Genomic DNA, 14,892 nt, shown 5'->3' with positions numbered 1-14,892 from the left:
TAAGTACCTGCCAATGTTCAGTTTTTTCAAGAAAAAACCCGCCCCCACGCCCGCGCAGCCCGCTGCGGCTGCGCCTGCAACCCCTGCTGTGCCGGATGTTCCGTCCGCGCCACCGGCGGCCATAGCGCCCGCGCAGCAGGCTGCTGCCGCGCCGGCGCCATGGCCCGAGCCCGCCTCTACCACCGCGCCCCCAGCGGCCCCCATGGCCCCACCGGCGGCCAGCGGAGGCTTGGGCTGGCTGCGCAACCCCTTCGCTGCCAAGCCGCCCGTGCCCGCGCCGCAAGCCAGCCCGTTAGGTGCGCCGCCACCGGCCACCGTGCCGGTGTCTGCGCCTGAGCCGACGCCCGCGCCGCCGGTGGTGGTGGTCGCGGCCAAGCCCATCGCCGTAACCGCACCGCCCTTGCCGGCGGCCCCGTCACCGTCACCGTCACCGGCAGCAGAACCGCCCACGCCTGCTGAACGCACCGGCTGGCTCAACCGCCTCAAGGCGGGCCTGCGCAAGACGGGCTCGAGCATCGCCACCGTGTTCACCGGAACCCAGATCGACGATGCGCTGTATGAAGAGCTGGAAGAGGCCCTGCTGCTAGCCGACACCGGCGTCAAGGCCACGCAGTGGCTGCTGACCGACCTCAAGCGCCGCGTCAAGGAAACCAAGACCACCGATCCCGCCGCCGTCAAAGGGCTGCTGGCCGATGCACTGGCCGACCTGCTGCGGCCACTGGAGAAGGCCCTGGTCATCGGCGAGCACACACCCACCGTGATCATGGTGGCGGGCGTCAATGGCGCGGGCAAGACCACCTCGATCGGCAAACTCACCCGGCACCTGGCCAACGAAGGGGCCAGCGTGCTGCTGGCCGCGGCGGACACCTTTCGTGCTGCGGCGCGCGAACAGCTCGGCGTCTGGGCCGATCGCAATACGGTCGAAATCGTCAGCCAGGAAGGCGGCGACCCCGCCGCCGTGAGCTTTGACGCCGTCACCGCCGGCAAGGCGCGCGGCAAGGATGTGGTGCTGGTGGACACGGCGGGCCGCCTGCCGACGCAGTTGCACCTGATGGAAGAGCTGAAGAAGATCCGCCGCGTGGTCACCAAGGCCGATGCCACTGCCCCGCACGAGGTGCTGCTGGTGATTGACGGCAACACCGGCCAGAACGCGCTGGCCCAGGTGCGCTCGTTTGATGACGCGCTGCAGCTCACCGGCCTGATCGTGACCAAGCTCGACGGCACGGCCAAGGGCGGGGTGCTGGCGGCCATTGCGCAGGAACGGCCCATTCCGGTGTATTTCATCGGCGTGGGCGAAAAGCTCGAAGACCTGGAAACCTTCAACGCCCGCGAATTTGCGCAGGCCCTGCTGACCTGAGGCCCACGCCCGTGCATGCCACCCGCCCCGAAACGAGCGGGCGGCACCGGGGTCAAGGAGCCCTTGCGGTTTTCCGCGCTTCACCCGCCGCCTGCCGCGTGCGCAACCCCGTCCCCGGTGGTCACCTCGCCGTGCACCCAGCGCACATAGGCCGGCGTGGCCTGCAGGGTCTGCACCACCAGTTGTGGCACGGTGTAAGGGTGCAGCGACTCCAGCAGCGCCAGCAAGGCCCCGGTGGCGCGCGGCAGGGTCTTGCACACCAGCCGCCATTCCTGCTCCTCCTGCAAGGCGCCCTGCCAGTGGTAATGCGAGGTGATGACTTCCACCTGCACGCAGGCCGCCAGCCGCGCCTGCACAATGGCCTGCGCCAGCCGGCGCGCATCCGCCGCGCTGGCCACGGTGGTGGTGACCATGTTCAGTGCCTGGGCATCGATCTGTTCTGCCATAGGCGACTCCTTGGAACTCCTGCCTGCCAAAGGGACTCAAGGCAGTGTAAACAGGGCGTTATTCGCTCACTTATAAATAGCTTATAGCGCTTGATGGCATTGCATAAAGTGACATTTTGAATCATATTTTTGAAACAACGCACTTCGGAACAACCGGACGGGAACTCCGGGCTTAGCACTCCCTCCAACGGAGTGCTAACATGAAGGCTTAGAGGAAAGGATTCCCGGAATGAAACTTCCATCTGGAACCGCAACGACGACTTTGGCACCCGCCAACCCTTGGGCGCTGGTGCCCCCCTTGGGCAACCTGGACGCCTATATCTCGGCCGTCAACCGCTTGCCCCTGCTCACCCATGAGGAAGAGCAGACCTATGCCCGCCAGCTGCGCGACAACAACGATGTGGATGCCGCCGGCCGGCTGGTGATGTCGCACCTGCGCCTCGTGGTATCGATCGCGCGCCAGTACCTTGGCTACGGCCTGCCCCATGGTGACCTGATCCAGGAAGGCAACGTAGGCCTGATGAAGGCCGTCAAGCGTTTCGACCCCGACCAGGGCGTGCGCCTGGTGAGCTACGCCATGCACTGGATCAAGGCCGAGATCCACGAATACATCCTGAAGAACTGGCGCATGGTGAAGGTGGCCACCACCAAGGCGCAGCGCAAGCTGTTCTTCAATCTGCGGTCCATGAAGCAGGGTTTCAAGGCCGATGCGGCGGCAGCCGATGCCGGCACGCACCGAGACACCCTCTCTGACCACGAAATCGACTCGGTCGCGGCGCAACTGAACGTCAAGCGCGAAGAAGTCATCGAGATGGAAACCCGCATGGCGGGCGGTGATGTGCTGCTCGACCCCGCCCCATCGGACGATGGCGAGCAGGCCTTTGGCCCCATTGCCTACCTGGCCGATGCCTCGCACGAGCCCACCGCAATGATCGAGTCGCGCCAGCGCGATGAACTGGCGACCGATGGCATTGCCACGGCGCTGGCCAGCCTGGACGAGCGCAGCCGCCGCATCGTGGAAGAGCGCTGGCTCAAGGTGAACGACGATGGCAGCGGCGGCATGACGCTGCACGACCTGGCCGCTGTCTATGGCGTGAGCGCCGAGCGCATTCGCCAGATCGAGGTGGCCGCCATGAAGAAAATGAAAACCGCCTTGGCCGACTACGCCTGAGCGGTGCCCGCTCGCGAGTGCATACACAAGCGCGGGCGGCAGGGATAATTCAGCGCGCAACTGCGGTTGCGCGCTTTTTTTTTGGGTGCCCGCAATGCTTCGAGCACCCGCCCAGACCGGAGAAGTTTCTGATGACCCCATCCCCCCTGCGTCGCGCTGCACTGGTGCTGGCCCTCGCCGCCGCGTCCGGCCCTGCCCTTGCCCAATCCAACGCAGCCCCCTTGCCCCAAGCAACACCGGGCTGGCCGAGCAAGCCGGTGAAGCTCGTGGTGGGTTTTCCGGGTGGGTCGTCACCCGACCTGGTGGCGCGCACCCTGGCCGAGCCACTGGCCAAAGCCCTGGGGCAACCGGTGATTGTGGAAAACAAGGTGGGTGCGGGTGGCAACATTGCCGCCGACGCCGTGGCCAACGCCACCGACGACCACACCCTGGGCATCATGATCAATGGCAACCTGACGATTGCCAAACTCATCAACCCCAAGATCAATTACGACCCGCTCAAGGACCTGAGCCCCATCAGCCTGATCGCCACGGCCCCGCTGGCCCTGGCGGCCCCTGCCAACGCGCCGGGGGCAACCGCAAACGAGTTCTTAGCCGCCGCACGCGCCAGCGGCGACCGCTGGAGCTATGGCACGCCGGGTGTGGGCACGGTGGCGCACATCGGCATGGAACTGCTCAAAGCCAAGGCCGGCATCCACCCGGTGCATGTGCCGTATCCGGGCAATCCGCAGGTCATCAACGCCATCATCGGCGGCCAGATCCAGCTGGCCCTGTTGCCTCCGGCCATGGCGGCAGCGCAGGCCCGCGCGGGCAAGCTGCGCGTGCTGGGCGTCACCTCCAGCGGACGCAGCACCCTGGTGCCCGAAGTCCCCAGCCTGGCCGAGGCGGGCGTGAAAGACTTCAACCTCGAAATCTGGAACGCGGTGGCCGCGCCCCGGTCGCTGCCCAAGCCCGTAGTGGCGCGCCTGTCGGCGCTGTTCAGCGAAATCGCCCGCAACCCCGAGGTGCGCGACAAGCTGTTTCAACAAGGCTGGCAGGTGACGGGCACGACCGCCGAGGGACTGGCCAAGCGCATCCAGACCGATACGCGCGTGCTGGGCGCGGTGATCAATTCACAAAAGATCAAAGCCGAATAAGGGGCCAATGCAGGAAAGTTAGGGCCGCAGCCCCGCGCTGCGCGCCTCAGCCCGCTTCCTGCAGCAGTGCCCGCACATCGGCGCCCAGGGCCTGCGCGCCGCTGCCATAGCGGTTGTACACACGCAAACGGCCTGCCATGTCATACACGTAGCTGCCCGCCGAATGGTCCATGGTGTAGCTGGTGGGGGTCTTGCCATCGACCTTCTTGAAGTAGATCTTGAAATCCTTGGCCACGGCGGCGATCTGCTCGGGGGTGCCCGACAGCGCCAAAAAGCTGGGGTCAAAGTTGGCCATGTAGGCCTTGAGCACCTCGGGCGTGTCGCGCTCGGGGTCGACGGTGACGAAGATGCCCTGCAGGCGGTCGCCGTCCTTGCCCAGCATCTGCTTGACCTCGGCCAGTTCCTGCATGGAGGTGGGGCACACGTCGGGGCATTGGGTGTAGCCAAAGAACACCACCACCACCTTGCCACGAAAGTCCTGCAGGCTACGCTTTTGGCCGTTGTGGTCGGTCAGCGGAATATCGCGGGCATAGTCGGCCCCGGTGATGTCCACCCCGCGAAATTCGGTCTTTTTACCAGAGCAAGCACCCAATATGGCGCTAGCGCCTATGGATAAAGCGCTAACAGCTATTAATTTAAGAGCGTTTCTTTTCTGCATGGGTTTCACAGCGCATAGTGGTCCACCAGCAGCGCAGCAAACAGCACGCTCAGGTGAATGAGGGAAAAACGGAAAGTCTTGCGTGCCAGGGCGTCGGAGTAATTGCGCCACAGCGCAAAACCATAGCCGCAGAACCCGGCGCTCAGCAGCACGGCCGCTGCCAGATAGATCCACGAACTCATGCCATAGATGAACGGCATCAGGCAGCCCGCAAAGAGGATCAGCGTGTACAGAAAAACCTGCAGGCGCGTGAACTCGTTGCCATGCGTGACCGGCAGCATGGGCAGGCCCGACTTGCGGTAGTCCTCCACCCGGTACAGCGCCAGCGCCCAGAAATGCGGTGGCGTCCACAGGAAGATGATCAGGAACAGGATCAGCGCCTCGGGGCCCACTTCACCGGTCATGGCGGCCCAGCCCAGCACGGGGGGCATGGCGCCCGAGGCACCGCCGATCACGATGTTCTGCGGCGTCAGCGGCTTGAGGATGACGGTGTAGACGACGGCGTAGCCCACGAAGGTGGCGAACGTGAGCCACATGGTCAGCGGGTTGACCCAGACATAAAGCAAGGCGGAGCCGGCCGCACACAACAGGGCCGAGAACAGCAGCGTCTGCGTGTTGGACAGCTCGCCCTTGGCCGTGGGCCGCCAGGACGTGCGCTTCATCTTGGCATCAATGCCCTGCTCGACGATGCAGTTGAAGGCTGCGGCAGCGCCCGCCACCAGCCACACGCCGGCACTGGCCAGCGCCATCTGCCCCAGTTGCGCCAGCGTGGGCAGGCCCGGCACGGCCAGCACCATGCCGATCAGCGCGCAGAAAACGATGAGCTGCACCACGCGCGGCTTGGTCAGCGCGTAGAACTGCGAAAAGCGCGATGGCGCTGGAAGGGTGGAGGCAACACTCATGCGGAAACTCTCGGTGCGCGGGATGGTGCAAAAGACCCATGGGGTGCCAGGGCGGGGCGGCTGGACGATGCCGTCCAGGTCAGCACCACCACCAGAGCGGCAGCGCCCCCGTGTGCAGCACCGCTGCCAGCAGGGGCCAGCCCAGCACCACGTTGCTCAGGCCGGTGGCCAGTTGCAGCAGCGCCAGGCCCGCAAGCCATCGCGCCTGCACACGCAGGGCATCGGCCCGGTGCAGGCGCCACGCCAGCCAGGCCAGCGCCAGCAGCACGGCGTAAGCCATCAGGCGGTGCGCGTAGTGGATGGCGGTCAGGCCGGCAAAACTGATGTGGCTGCCGTCCTGCAGCAGCCCGAGCGGCCGCCACAATTCAAACCCCTGGGCAAAGTCCATCACGGGCCACCAGCTGCCCTGGCAGGTGGGAAAGGTCGTGCACGCCAGCACGGCGTAATTGGTGCTGACCCAGCCGCCCAGCACGATCTGCAGTGCCACCAGCGCACCAGCGATGGCAACGCCCCGGCGCAGTGGCACGGCCAGCTCGGCGGGCGGCACGCCCCGCACCGCCTGGGTGTGGCGCACGGCCTGCACGCACAGCAGCACGAGCAGCACCAGGCCGCCGATCAGATGCAGCGTGACGATGGCGGGGAACAGTTTCATGGTCACCGTGAGGGCACCAAACGCGCCCTGCAGGCAGACCCAGACCAGGGTGAAGGTGGGCCACCACGGGCTCACGGCCGGGGCAGCGCCGGTGCCGCGTTGGGCTTGCCGCCACTGCACCCAGGTGGCCACGGTGAGCACGATGATGAGCACGCCGACGCCCGTGGCAAGGTAGCGGTGGATCATTTCGACCCAGGCCTTGCCATGCGTCACAGGGCCGGTGGGCATGGCATCCTGCGCTGCCGCGATTTCGGCCCGCGCGCCGACCGGGCTGGCGCTGCCATAGCAACCTGGCCAGTCGGGGCAGCCGAGGCCGGAATCTGTCAGCCGGGTGAAGGCACCGAACAGCACCAGATCAAAGGTCAGGAACAGGGTCAGCACCGTCAGCGCCTGCAGGCGGCGCCCCGGGACGCCGCCGCGGGCGCGCCAGGCTACCCAGGCCAGGGGCCCGAGCGCGATCATGATGCCCAACAGCATCAACTGCACCAACGGCGCCAGGTCGTAGAGCGGTTGGGTATCCATCATCCGGGCTGCCCTGGCCGTCCGGCCTCATCCCACGATGACGAAGCGCGCAGCAGCCGCTCCAGGTCGCGCTTGGCCTTGGCGGCCCCGGCGGCATCCATGCCGGCAGGAAAACGCATCATCCAGTTGCCCATGGGGTCCACCAGATAGAGGTGCTCAGCCAGCGTATGGCCCGCAGCGGGCTCGATCCACTGCGCAAGCGCTGCGCCATCGACCCGCAGCACCGTGGCCTTCTGCAGGGCCTGAGCCATGTCCGCCGGCACAGGGGCTGCATCGGTCACCAGCCAGACCCAGTCCACACGGTCTTTCTCCTTGCCTGTGCTTTCGCGCAGTTGCCGCTGAAGATACAGGTGCTGCTGGCACAGGGCTTCGCACGCCCCGCCTGCCACGCTCACCAGCAGCCACTGGCCTTTGAGTGCCGGCAGCTGGCCCGTCGCACCATCGAGTGCGGCGGTGGCCAGATCGGGCACAGGGCGTTGCGGCTGGATCAGTTCACCGTAATTGCGGCGACCGTCGGGTCGCACCACGTAATAGGTGAAATACGAGGCGATCACCGGGGCTGCGCAGACCAGCAGTACTGCCAGCATCTTCCAGCGCCCATGGCGGGCGTTCTGGGCATGGGCCACGGCGCTGCCGGCCTCGGGCAGGTTGTGCACCGTAAGGCCCAGGGGATGGTCCCCCGGCGCCTCAGTCGAGTGACCGGGGGCGCGGGCGAAGGAAGCGTCGGACGAGTTGGAACCAGACATAGAGAAGTGCAATCAGGCTGCTGAGCCCGAACCATTGAAATGCGTAACCGTAGTGTTTGTCGACGCCGGCGCCGATCACGGGCCAGTCCCGTTGCAGGCCCTCGCTGGCGGGCCCGGTCTGCAGCACCGACAGGTTCATCAATGCCAGCCCCGTGTCGGTACCAAAAGCTGCAAGGTCGAGATTTTGCCGGATGCGGGAAGACCCCAGCGAACCATCGGCACTGTCAAACTCATACAGGCGCGACGGCGGCGGTGCGATGCGGCCGGCAATCTGCACCACACCGGGGTCCGTCTCCACCGGGGGCAGCAATTTGCGGTCCTGGAAGTTGCGGGGAACCCAGCCGCGCTGGACCAGCACCACCGCGTCGTCGCCATCCTCCAGCCGCAACGGCGTGAGCACAAAAAAACCCGGCCGGCCCTGCATCTGCCGGTTGTCCAGGTACACCGTGTACTGCGTCAGCCAGCGCCCTTGCAGCCGCACCGCGCGATGCGTCAGGTCCTGCGCACTGGTGGCGTCAGCCAGCGCCTGCCCGCGCAGCTGGCGGTTGTCGAGTGGCGGCAACGCTGCCCGCTGGTCCAGCAGCGACTGCAGGGCCTGCTTTTGCGCGGCACGCGACAGCTGCCAACGCCCCAGTGAGGCGGTGACAAGGATGCTGGCCACGGCAGCCAGTGTGATCAGCCAGAAGCGCAGGCCCCAGGCAGGTTGGGCAGATGTCACGGGATAATGTGCTCCATGAAATATCTTGTCGCTGTGGCGTTTCTTGCCATTCTCGCCAGCCTGGCCTCCGCCCTCTTTTTCATGATGCGTAACGGACGCAACGACAAGGCCAAGGGCAGCAACATGGCCAAGGCGCTGGCATTTCGGGTGGGGATCTCGATCGTTCTGTTCATCTGCATCCTGGTCGCATGGCAACTGGGATATATCCAGCCCACGGGCTTGCCCGCCACGCGATAAGACACCGCTGCATTGCAACAAAAAAAGCGCCTTGCGGCGCTTTTTTTCTTCTGCAGGGCCGTCTTACATCCAGTACACCAGGATGTACAGGCCGAGCCACACCACATCCACAAAGTGCCAGTACCAGGCGGCACCCTCAAAGCCGAAATGCTTGTCGGCGGTGAAGTGGCCCTTTTGCAGGCGCAAGGTAATGACCAGCAGCATCACCATGCCCAGGAACACGTGAAAGCCGTGGAAACCCGTCAGCATGAAGAACGTGGAACCAAACACGCCCGAGCTGAGCTTGAGGTTCAGGTCGGTATACAGGTGGAAATACTCGTAGCCCTGCACGCACAGGAAGACAAAGCCCAGCAGCACGGTGGCCCACATGAAGGCAATCGTCTTGCCGCGGTGGTTTTCACGCAGCGCATGGTGGGCGATCGTCAGCGTCACGCCCGAACTCAGCAGCAGCGCCGTGTTGATCGTCGGCAGCCAGAAGGGGCCCACGGTCTGGAAGGGCTCCACGATGCCGGCAGGGGACGCCGTGGCACCTGCGGCAACGCTGGGCCACACCGCCTTGAAATCGGGCCACAGCATGGCATTGTCAAGACTGCCCAAGGCCGGCACCGAGTGTGCGCGCGCCCACCACAGGGCCGTGAAGAAGGCGCCGAAGAGCATCACCTCGGAAAAGATGAACCAGCTCATGCTCCAGCGGTAGGACAGGTCGATCTTGTGACCGTAGAGTCCCCCTTCGCTTTCACGCGCCGCATCACGGAACCACTGGTACAGCACAAACAGCCACCACACCATGCCCAGGGCCAGGGAATACTTGCCCCAGTCGTGGCCATTGATCCACTGGGCAGCGCCCAGAATCACAAAAAACAGGCCTGCGGCCGCCATCACAGGGTGGCGCGACTCGGCGGGCACATAGTAGTAAGGGGTTGCGCCGTGGGTTGATGCACTCATTTCAGCTCCTGAATCTCAAAATCTTTGTTATTGGGTTGGCATGCAGGGGATTGATCAGACCACCCAGTTCACCACCGCAATCAGCGACAGCACCAGCAAAAAAATGGCCAGCAACCCCACCACGATGATGTGCAGGGGATTGATCTTCTCCAGGTCTTGCTGGTATTCGCTGCCTTTGCGCAGGCCAATCAGTGACCAGGCGACCGCACGCACCGTGCGCAGCAGGGACCCCTTGCGCGGCGCAACAGAATCGGATGGATTGACGGAACTCATGACCCCTCCTTCACCGGCGCAAGAGATACGGCAGCCGTTGACTCAGGCGCCGGGGGCGTTTTTCCGCCCACCTCGAAAAAGGTGTAAGACAGCGTGATGGTGGTCACGTCCTTGGACAGCCGCGGGTCAATCACGAAGGCTACAGGCCATTGCTTCTTCTCGCCGGGCTCCAGGATGTACTGGTTGAAGCAGAAGCACTCCAGCTTGTTGAAGTGCGCAGCCGCCTGCCGCGGTGCGTAGCTGGGGATCGCCTGCGCGGCCATGCGGCGGTTTTGCACGTTCTGGAATTCGTACATCACCGTAGTCAGTTCACCGGGATGCACCTTGACCGAGCGCTGCGCCGGCTTGAAATCCCAGGGGCCCCGCGCATTGGCGTCGAACTCAACCGTGATGGTTCGGCTCGTGTCCACCTGCGTGTTGGCAGGCACCTTCACATCCTTGCCGGCAACCCCGTTGCCCGGCACCTGGCGCTCGGAAAGCGACAGGATGTTGATGCCGGTCAGTTCGCAGATGTGCTTGTAGATCGGAATCAGCGCGTAGCCGAAGGCAAACATGCCCGCCGCTATCACGGCCAGCTTGCCCACCATCTTGGCGTTTTCGCGGTGAATGCTCATGGCGCGGTGCTCAGCGGGACAGCAGAACGACTTTGACCATGAACCCGACGAAGAAAACGGCAGCCACGGACGCCAAGATCAGCGCCATCCGCAGGTTGCTCTTCTTTTGTTCGGGGGTCATGGGCATGGCATTCAACCAATCACGCGGGTTGCCGTGGCATCCAGCTTGGGTGGATTTTCAAAGGTATGGAACGGGGCTGGCGAGGGAACTTCCCACTCCAGGCCTTCGGCACCATCCCAGGGCTTGGCGGGAGCCTTTACGCCCTTGCCGCGCATGGCCGGAACCACCACGGCCAGGAAGAAGTACACCTGTGCCAAGCCAAAACCCAAGGCGCCAACCGACGCAATCGCATTGAAGTCAGCAAACTGCATGGGGTAGTCGGCGTAGCGACGGGGCATGCCGGCCAGACCCAGGAAGTGCATCGGGAAGAAGGTGATGTTGAAGAAGATCAGCGACGTCCAGAAATGGATCTGTCCACGCGTTTCCGAATACATCACGCCGGTCCACTTGGGCAGCCAGTAATAGACGCCGGCAAACATGGAGAACAGCGAACCGGCCACCAGCACGTAGTGGAAGTGAGCCACCACGTAATAGGTATCCTGCAACTGGATATCGATCGGGGCCATGGCCAGGATCAGGCCGGTGAACCCCCCCATGGTGAACACAAAGATGAAGCCCACGGCAAAAAGCATGGGGGTTTCAAACGTCATGGAACCGCGCCACATGGTGGCCACCCAGTTGAAGATCTTCACGGCCGTGGGCACGGAAATCAGCATGGTGGCGTACATGAAGAACAGCTGGCCGGTCACCGGCATGCCCGTCGTGAACATGTGGTGGGCCCACACGATGAACGACAGGATGGCAATCGACGAGGTCGCATACACCATGGAGGCGTAGCCAAACAGCTTCTTGCGCGCAAAGGCGGGCACGATCTGGCTGATGATGCCGAAGGCCGGCAAGATCATGATGTACACCTCGGGGTGACCGAAGAACCAGAAGATGTGCTGGTACATCACCGGGTCACCGCCACCGGCGGGGTTGAAGAAACTGGTGCCGAAGTGCCGGTCCGTCAGCGTCATGGTGATGGCGCCAGCCAGCACAGGCATCACGGCGATCAGCAGATAGGCCGTGATGAGCCAGGTCCAGGCGAACATCGGCATCTTCATCAGCGTCATGCCGGGGGCGCGCATGTTGAGGATGGTCACGATGATATTGATCGATCCCATGATGGAGCTCGCACCCAGAATGTGCATGGCAAAAATGCCGGCATCCATCGAGGGGCCCATCTGCAGCGTCAACGGCGCATACAGCGTCCAGCCGGCAGCGGGTGCGCCACCAGGCATGAAGAACGAGCTCACCAGCATCAGCGCGGCAGGGATCATCAGCCAGAAGCTGAAGTTGTTCATGCGCGCAAAAGCCATGTCGGACGCGCCGATCTGCAGCGGAATCATCCAGTTCGCAAAACCCACGAAGGCCGGCATGATGGCGCCGAACACCATGATCAGTCCGTGCATGGTGGTGAGCTGGTTGAACAGCTCGGGGTTCACCAGTTGCAGGCCGGGCTGGAACAGCTCGGCACGGATCAGCAGCGCCAGAACGCCGCCGATCATCAGCATGGTGAACGCGAACAGCAGATACAGCGTACCGATGTCCTTGTGGTTGGTGGCATACACCCAACGGCGCCACCCCGTTGGTGCATGGTGGTCGTGGCTGTCGTGTGCGTGCCCGTGACTGTCGAGAACTGCGCTCATTTTGAATTCCTCAATGCTTTGGGGCGGTAATTACTTGCCACGCTGGGCCACAATTTCCGCGGGCTGCACCAGCTGCCCCGTCTTGTTCGACCAGTTGTTCTTGGTATAGGTGACCACGGCAGCGATGTCGGTGTCGCTCAGTTGCGTCCACGCGGGCATGGCACCGTTGTTCACGCCCTTGAGCAGCACCTGGATCTGCTTGGCATGGTCGGCATCGAGCACGATGGCGGAACCGTCCAGCGGCTTGATAGCACCCGCGCCCTTGCCGTTGGCCTGGTGACAGGCTGCGCAGTTGGCGGCATAGACTTTTTCGCCGCGCTTGAGCATGTCGTCAAGCGCCCACACCTTGGCGGGATCGTCGAGCTTGGCCGCGGCCTTCTTCTTTTGATCGCCCACCCACTGGCTGTAATCCTCAGCCGACAGCACCTTCACATGGATGGGCATGTAGGCGTGCTCCTTGCCGCACAGCTCGGCACACTGACCATAGTAGTCGCCCACCTTCTCAGCACGGAACCAGGTGTCACGCACGAAGCCGGGAATCGCATCCTGCTTGATGCCGAAGGCCGGCACCATGAAGGCGTGGATCACGTCGTTGGCGGTGGTGATGATGCGCACCTTCTTGTTGACGGGAACGACCATCGGGTTGTCCACCTGGAGCAGGTAGTTGGCAGGCGCCGCGCTGACATTGCCACTGTCGGACATGGCCCGGTGGCTGCTGTCGAGCGTGGAGATGAAGGCCAGGCCCTCACCTTCGCCGGTGATGTAGTCGTAGCCCCATTTCCACTGGTATCCGGTGGCCTTGATGGTCAGGTCGGCGTTGGTGGTGTCTTTCTGGGCCACCAGGACTTTCGTGGCCGGCAGGGCCATGAGGATCACGATGATGAAAGGAATAATGGTCCAGACCACTTCCACCGTTACGGACTCATGGAAATTGGCCGACTTGGCACCCCGGGATTTGCGGTGCTTCCAGATCGAATAGAACATCACGGCAAACACCGCAATGAAGATCACCGTGCAGATGATCAGCATCATCCAGTGCAGGAAATGCTGCTCTTCGGCAATCTTCGTCACCGGGGGATGCAGGTTCAGCTGATTGACCGCAGGGCCGCCGGGCAGGTCTTGAACGGCATGGGCCGCGGTGCCCACCCATGCACCGGCAGTCAGCAGCAGAGAAGCCAGCTTGTTGGAAATGCTCTTCATAGTTCTCACTTACTTCTAAGCCTCAATTTAACCAATCACTTGGCGCACCTGCGCGGGGTCAGGCAGCGCGCAAGGCCCTGCGAATCTCCGATGCCAGGGCCGGGCGAAGCTCGGGGCGCACGAAGCGCCCCACCTCCACCGAGCGACCCTGCGCAGACAGCGTGATCAGCGACCGGTGTCCGGTTTTGGGCTCAACACGAACCCGGCTCCGGTCAAATTCAGCGCGCTCCAGCCTGCCTGCCGTCTCCCTCTCCACCACCAGGCGCGACCCTTGTAGCGAAATCCTCTCGCCATCCGCCGCATGGCGCCCGTACCTGGCGAATCCCAATCCCACGGCGACGATGACCAGCCAGGCAAAAGGCATGTCCCACCGGCCGCCAGTCATCCAGAAAAGAAGGGCCATTGCCAAAGACAAGGCGCACAACCCCATCCGCGCGTATGCAACCGAGCCATTACGGGCCAGCTGCCAGTCAATACGCTGGCCCGACACCGTGGCAAAGCGAAAAATCAGACTAGTCAACGCAAAAGCCTTGCAAACGACCACTGCACTGATGCAGTGCGAAGGTACCCAACTCTCAATCGTCGGGAATTGTAGCGCTCCTTGTCCCACGTCATTGACAAGACGTTACGACTCAGCTCCTGTCGCCGCCTTCTCGCAACATTGCGCGCATGTCTTGCAGGGAAACCGCGCTGCTGGCGCTCACCCGCACTCTGGGCTTGGGCTTGTAAGCGTGGCCATAGATGATTTCGAACGTTAGCGCCAGTTGTCCATCGTGTTCCGGATCACCCAGCTTGTCCTGTAAAACTTCGTGAAGGCGGCTGCGCCAGTGGCGTCCGCGCAACGCCGGGAAGCGCTGGGGATGCAGATTGCACCCCAGCTCCGCCAGTTCCTGCAGCAGGCGCTGCGGCGTGGCAAAGGTCAGCCGGATGCGCTCCATGTCCATCACGGGCTCGGCAAAACCTGCGTGCACCAGCATGTCGCCCCAGTCGTGCATGTCGGTAAAGGACTGCCCTGCGGGTGGCCAGCCGAGCGCTGCATACACCGCGTGCAGTTCTTTCACGGTGTCGGGCCCAAGGCACGAGAACATCAGATAACCATCCACCGCCAGCGCGCGATGCCATTGGGCGATGAGGGCCTGGGGGTCGCTCGCCATGTGCAGTGCCATGTTGGCCCAGAGCATCTGCACGCTCCCGTCCTCCGGCAAGCCGAACCGCGGGCGCCCTGCACTCCACCGCGCCGGGCTCCACCATGGCCGGGTCAGCGCCTGCATCGCCACCGGCAAACAGTGCGGAGATGTTTCCGTCACCTGACAAAGCGCCTGGGGATAACGGGCACTGACCAGGGCGTGGCCTTGCAGCCCGCCGCGCACCGCGTCCCAGTGGCACCAGGCTGCGGGAACGTGGCGAATCCACTGCAGGCGGTCGTCCATGCGCCGGGCCACCTCTTCATGCAGCCAGGGCGATTGGGCAGGTGCTGCGGCGTGCCAGCGGGCGGCAGCAACGGGATCGATGGTGGGAGGATGCTCGGTGGACATAGCTGCAAAGAAGGGCGGGCAAGTATAT

The 14,892-nt window shown here is 63.8% G+C and carries 17 protein-coding genes and 1 pseudogene; 4 read left to right on the top strand and 14 right to left on the bottom strand.

The window, feature by feature from the left end; all coding sequences use genetic code 11:
• Positions 1-13: 13 nt before the first annotated feature.
• Positions 14-1,357 (top strand): signal recognition particle-docking protein FtsY, encoded by a 1,344-nt coding sequence (gene ftsY / locus CBP34_RS03970; protein ID WP_094097363.1) that lies wholly within the window; start codon positions 14-16, stop codon positions 1,355-1,357.
• Positions 1,358-1,437: 80 nt separating this feature from the next.
• Here the strand turns inward: ftsY and cutA are convergent, their stop codons facing one another.
• Entirely contained in the window at positions 1,438-1,803 is a 366-nt protein-coding gene (gene cutA / locus CBP34_RS03965; protein WP_094097362.1) for a divalent-cation tolerance protein CutA, read from the bottom strand.
• Positions 1,804-2,032: 229 nt separating this feature from the next.
• Here cutA and rpoH point away from each other — a divergent pair, with 229 nt between their 5' ends.
• Together rpoH and CBP34_RS03955 are read left to right on the top strand one after the other, a co-directional pair.
• Positions 2,033-2,974 carry an RNA polymerase sigma factor RpoH gene (gene rpoH / locus CBP34_RS03960; protein WP_086911491.1) on the top strand — a complete coding sequence of 314 codons (942 nt, stop codon included), beginning with the start codon at positions 2,033-2,035 and terminating at the stop codon, positions 2,972-2,974.
• A gap of 131 nt (positions 2,975-3,105) precedes the next feature.
• Positions 3,106-4,110, top strand: coding sequence for a Bug family tripartite tricarboxylate transporter substrate binding protein (locus tag CBP34_RS03955; RefSeq protein WP_094097361.1), 1,005 nt, complete (start codon positions 3,106-3,108; stop codon positions 4,108-4,110).
• 46 nt (positions 4,111-4,156) lie between these two features.
• Here CBP34_RS03955 and CBP34_RS03950 read toward each other — a convergent pair whose 3' ends face one another.
• From CBP34_RS03950 to CBP34_RS03930, 5 genes and pseudogenes are all read right to left on the bottom strand, one after another.
• A complete protein-coding gene (locus CBP34_RS03950) occupies positions 4,157-4,768 on the bottom strand; it encodes an SCO family protein (protein ID WP_167372722.1) in 612 nt (203 codons plus the stop codon).
• A gap of 5 nt (positions 4,769-4,773) precedes the next feature.
• Complete coding sequence (cyoE, locus tag CBP34_RS03945) at positions 4,774-5,670, bottom strand: heme o synthase (RefSeq protein ID WP_086911489.1); 897 nt, start codon at positions 5,668-5,670, stop codon at positions 4,774-4,776.
• A pseudogene (locus CBP34_RS03940) lies at positions 5,667-6,847 on the bottom strand (COX15/CtaA family protein). The gene cyoE and the pseudogene CBP34_RS03940 overlap by 4 nt, the downstream one beginning before the upstream one ends.
• Positions 6,844-7,590 (bottom strand): hypothetical protein, encoded by a 747-nt coding sequence (locus CBP34_RS03935; RefSeq protein ID WP_094097360.1) that lies wholly within the window; start codon positions 7,588-7,590, stop codon positions 6,844-6,846. The pseudogene CBP34_RS03940 and the gene CBP34_RS03935 overlap by 4 nt, the downstream one beginning before the upstream one ends.
• Positions 7,532-8,308 carry an SURF1 family protein gene (locus tag CBP34_RS03930; RefSeq protein WP_094097359.1) on the bottom strand — a complete coding sequence of 259 codons (777 nt, stop codon included), beginning with the start codon at positions 8,306-8,308 and terminating at the stop codon, positions 7,532-7,534. Before CBP34_RS03930 ends, CBP34_RS03935 begins: the two co-directional genes overlap by 59 nt.
• A gap of 15 nt (positions 8,309-8,323) precedes the next feature.
• Here CBP34_RS03930 and CBP34_RS03925 point away from each other — a divergent pair, with 15 nt between their 5' ends.
• On the top strand, positions 8,324-8,545 hold the full coding sequence (locus CBP34_RS03925) for a twin transmembrane helix small protein (RefSeq protein WP_086926701.1): 222 nt from the start codon (positions 8,324-8,326) through the stop codon (positions 8,543-8,545).
• Positions 8,546-8,608: 63 nt separating this feature from the next.
• On the opposite strand, the gene CBP34_RS03920 is transcribed toward CBP34_RS03925, so the two are convergent.
• The 8 genes from CBP34_RS03920 to CBP34_RS03890 all read right to left on the bottom strand — a co-directional run bounded on the left by CBP34_RS03920 (position 8,609) and on the right by CBP34_RS03890 (position 14,864).
• On the bottom strand, positions 8,609-9,490 hold the full coding sequence (locus tag CBP34_RS03920; RefSeq protein WP_086911484.1) for a cytochrome c oxidase subunit 3: 882 nt from the start codon (positions 9,488-9,490) through the stop codon (positions 8,609-8,611).
• A 54-nt stretch (positions 9,491-9,544) separates the two neighbouring features.
• A complete protein-coding gene (locus CBP34_RS03915) occupies positions 9,545-9,763 on the bottom strand; it encodes a DUF2970 domain-containing protein (protein WP_086911483.1) in 219 nt (72 codons plus the stop codon).
• A complete protein-coding gene (locus tag CBP34_RS03910) occupies positions 9,760-10,377 on the bottom strand; it encodes a cytochrome c oxidase assembly protein (protein ID WP_086911482.1) in 618 nt (205 codons plus the stop codon). The genes CBP34_RS03915 and CBP34_RS03910 overlap by 4 nt, the downstream gene beginning before the upstream one ends.
• Before the next feature lie 10 nt (positions 10,378-10,387).
• Entirely contained in the window at positions 10,388-10,498 is a 111-nt protein-coding gene (locus CBP34_RS19930; RefSeq protein WP_210568180.1) for a cytochrome oxidase small assembly protein, read from the bottom strand.
• Between the two features lie 11 nt (positions 10,499-10,509).
• Entirely contained in the window at positions 10,510-12,129 is a 1,620-nt protein-coding gene (gene ctaD / locus CBP34_RS03905; RefSeq protein ID WP_086911481.1) for a cytochrome c oxidase subunit I, read from the bottom strand.
• Positions 12,130-12,159: 30 nt separating this feature from the next.
• Positions 12,160-13,329, bottom strand: a complete 1,170-nt coding sequence (gene coxB, locus CBP34_RS03900) for a cytochrome c oxidase subunit II (protein ID WP_086911480.1) — start codon at positions 13,327-13,329, stop codon at positions 12,160-12,162.
• Between the two features lie 58 nt (positions 13,330-13,387).
• Positions 13,388-13,849 (bottom strand): DUF2244 domain-containing protein, encoded by a 462-nt coding sequence (locus CBP34_RS03895; RefSeq protein WP_086926699.1) that lies wholly within the window; start codon positions 13,847-13,849, stop codon positions 13,388-13,390.
• A gap of 112 nt (positions 13,850-13,961) precedes the next feature.
• Positions 13,962-14,864, bottom strand: coding sequence for a class I SAM-dependent methyltransferase (locus CBP34_RS03890; protein WP_094097358.1), 903 nt, complete (start codon positions 14,862-14,864; stop codon positions 13,962-13,964).
• Positions 14,865-14,892 lie beyond the last annotated feature (28 nt).

The organism is Acidovorax carolinensis, from assembly GCF_002157145.1.
Taxonomy (GTDB): Bacteria; Pseudomonadota; Gammaproteobacteria; order Burkholderiales; family Burkholderiaceae_C; genus Acidovorax; species Acidovorax carolinensis.
Note: the sequence above shows the minus strand (reverse complement) of the source record. Positions and strands in the feature narration are given on the sequence as shown.

Coding starts and splice junctions, on each gene's coding strand:
- ftsY (WP_094097363.1), top strand. CDS start 14: ATGTTCAGTTTTTTCAAGAAAAAACCCGCCCCCACGCCCGCGCAGCCC.
- cutA (WP_094097362.1), bottom strand. CDS start 1,803: ATGGCAGAACAGATCGATGCCCAGGCACTGAACATGGTCACCACCACC.
- rpoH (WP_086911491.1), top strand. CDS start 2,033: ATGAAACTTCCATCTGGAACCGCAACGACGACTTTGGCACCCGCCAAC.
- CBP34_RS03955 (WP_094097361.1), top strand. CDS start 3,106: ATGACCCCATCCCCCCTGCGTCGCGCTGCACTGGTGCTGGCCCTCGCC.
- CBP34_RS03950 (WP_167372722.1), bottom strand. CDS start 4,768: ATGCAGAAAAGAAACGCTCTTAAATTAATAGCTGTTAGCGCTTTATCC.
- cyoE (WP_086911489.1), bottom strand. CDS start 5,670: ATGAGTGTTGCCTCCACCCTTCCAGCGCCATCGCGCTTTTCGCAGTTC.
- CBP34_RS03935 (WP_094097360.1), bottom strand. CDS start 7,590: ATGTCTGGTTCCAACTCGTCCGACGCTTCCTTCGCCCGCGCCCCCGGT.
- CBP34_RS03925 (WP_086926701.1), top strand. CDS start 8,324: ATGAAATATCTTGTCGCTGTGGCGTTTCTTGCCATTCTCGCCAGCCTG.
- CBP34_RS03920 (WP_086911484.1), bottom strand. CDS start 9,490: ATGAGTGCATCAACCCACGGCGCAACCCCTTACTACTATGTGCCCGCC.
- CBP34_RS03915 (WP_086911483.1), bottom strand. CDS start 9,763: ATGAGTTCCGTCAATCCATCCGATTCTGTTGCGCCGCGCAAGGGGTCC.
- CBP34_RS03910 (WP_086911482.1), bottom strand. CDS start 10,377: ATGAGCATTCACCGCGAAAACGCCAAGATGGTGGGCAAGCTGGCCGTG.
- CBP34_RS19930 (WP_210568180.1), bottom strand. CDS start 10,498: ATGACCCCCGAACAAAAGAAGAGCAACCTGCGGATGGCGCTGATCTTG.
- ctaD (WP_086911481.1), bottom strand. CDS start 12,129: ATGAGCGCAGTTCTCGACAGTCACGGGCACGCACACGACAGCCACGAC.
- coxB (WP_086911480.1), bottom strand. CDS start 13,329: ATGAAGAGCATTTCCAACAAGCTGGCTTCTCTGCTGCTGACTGCCGGT.
- CBP34_RS03890 (WP_094097358.1), bottom strand. CDS start 14,864: ATGTCCACCGAGCATCCTCCCACCATCGATCCCGTTGCTGCCGCCCGC.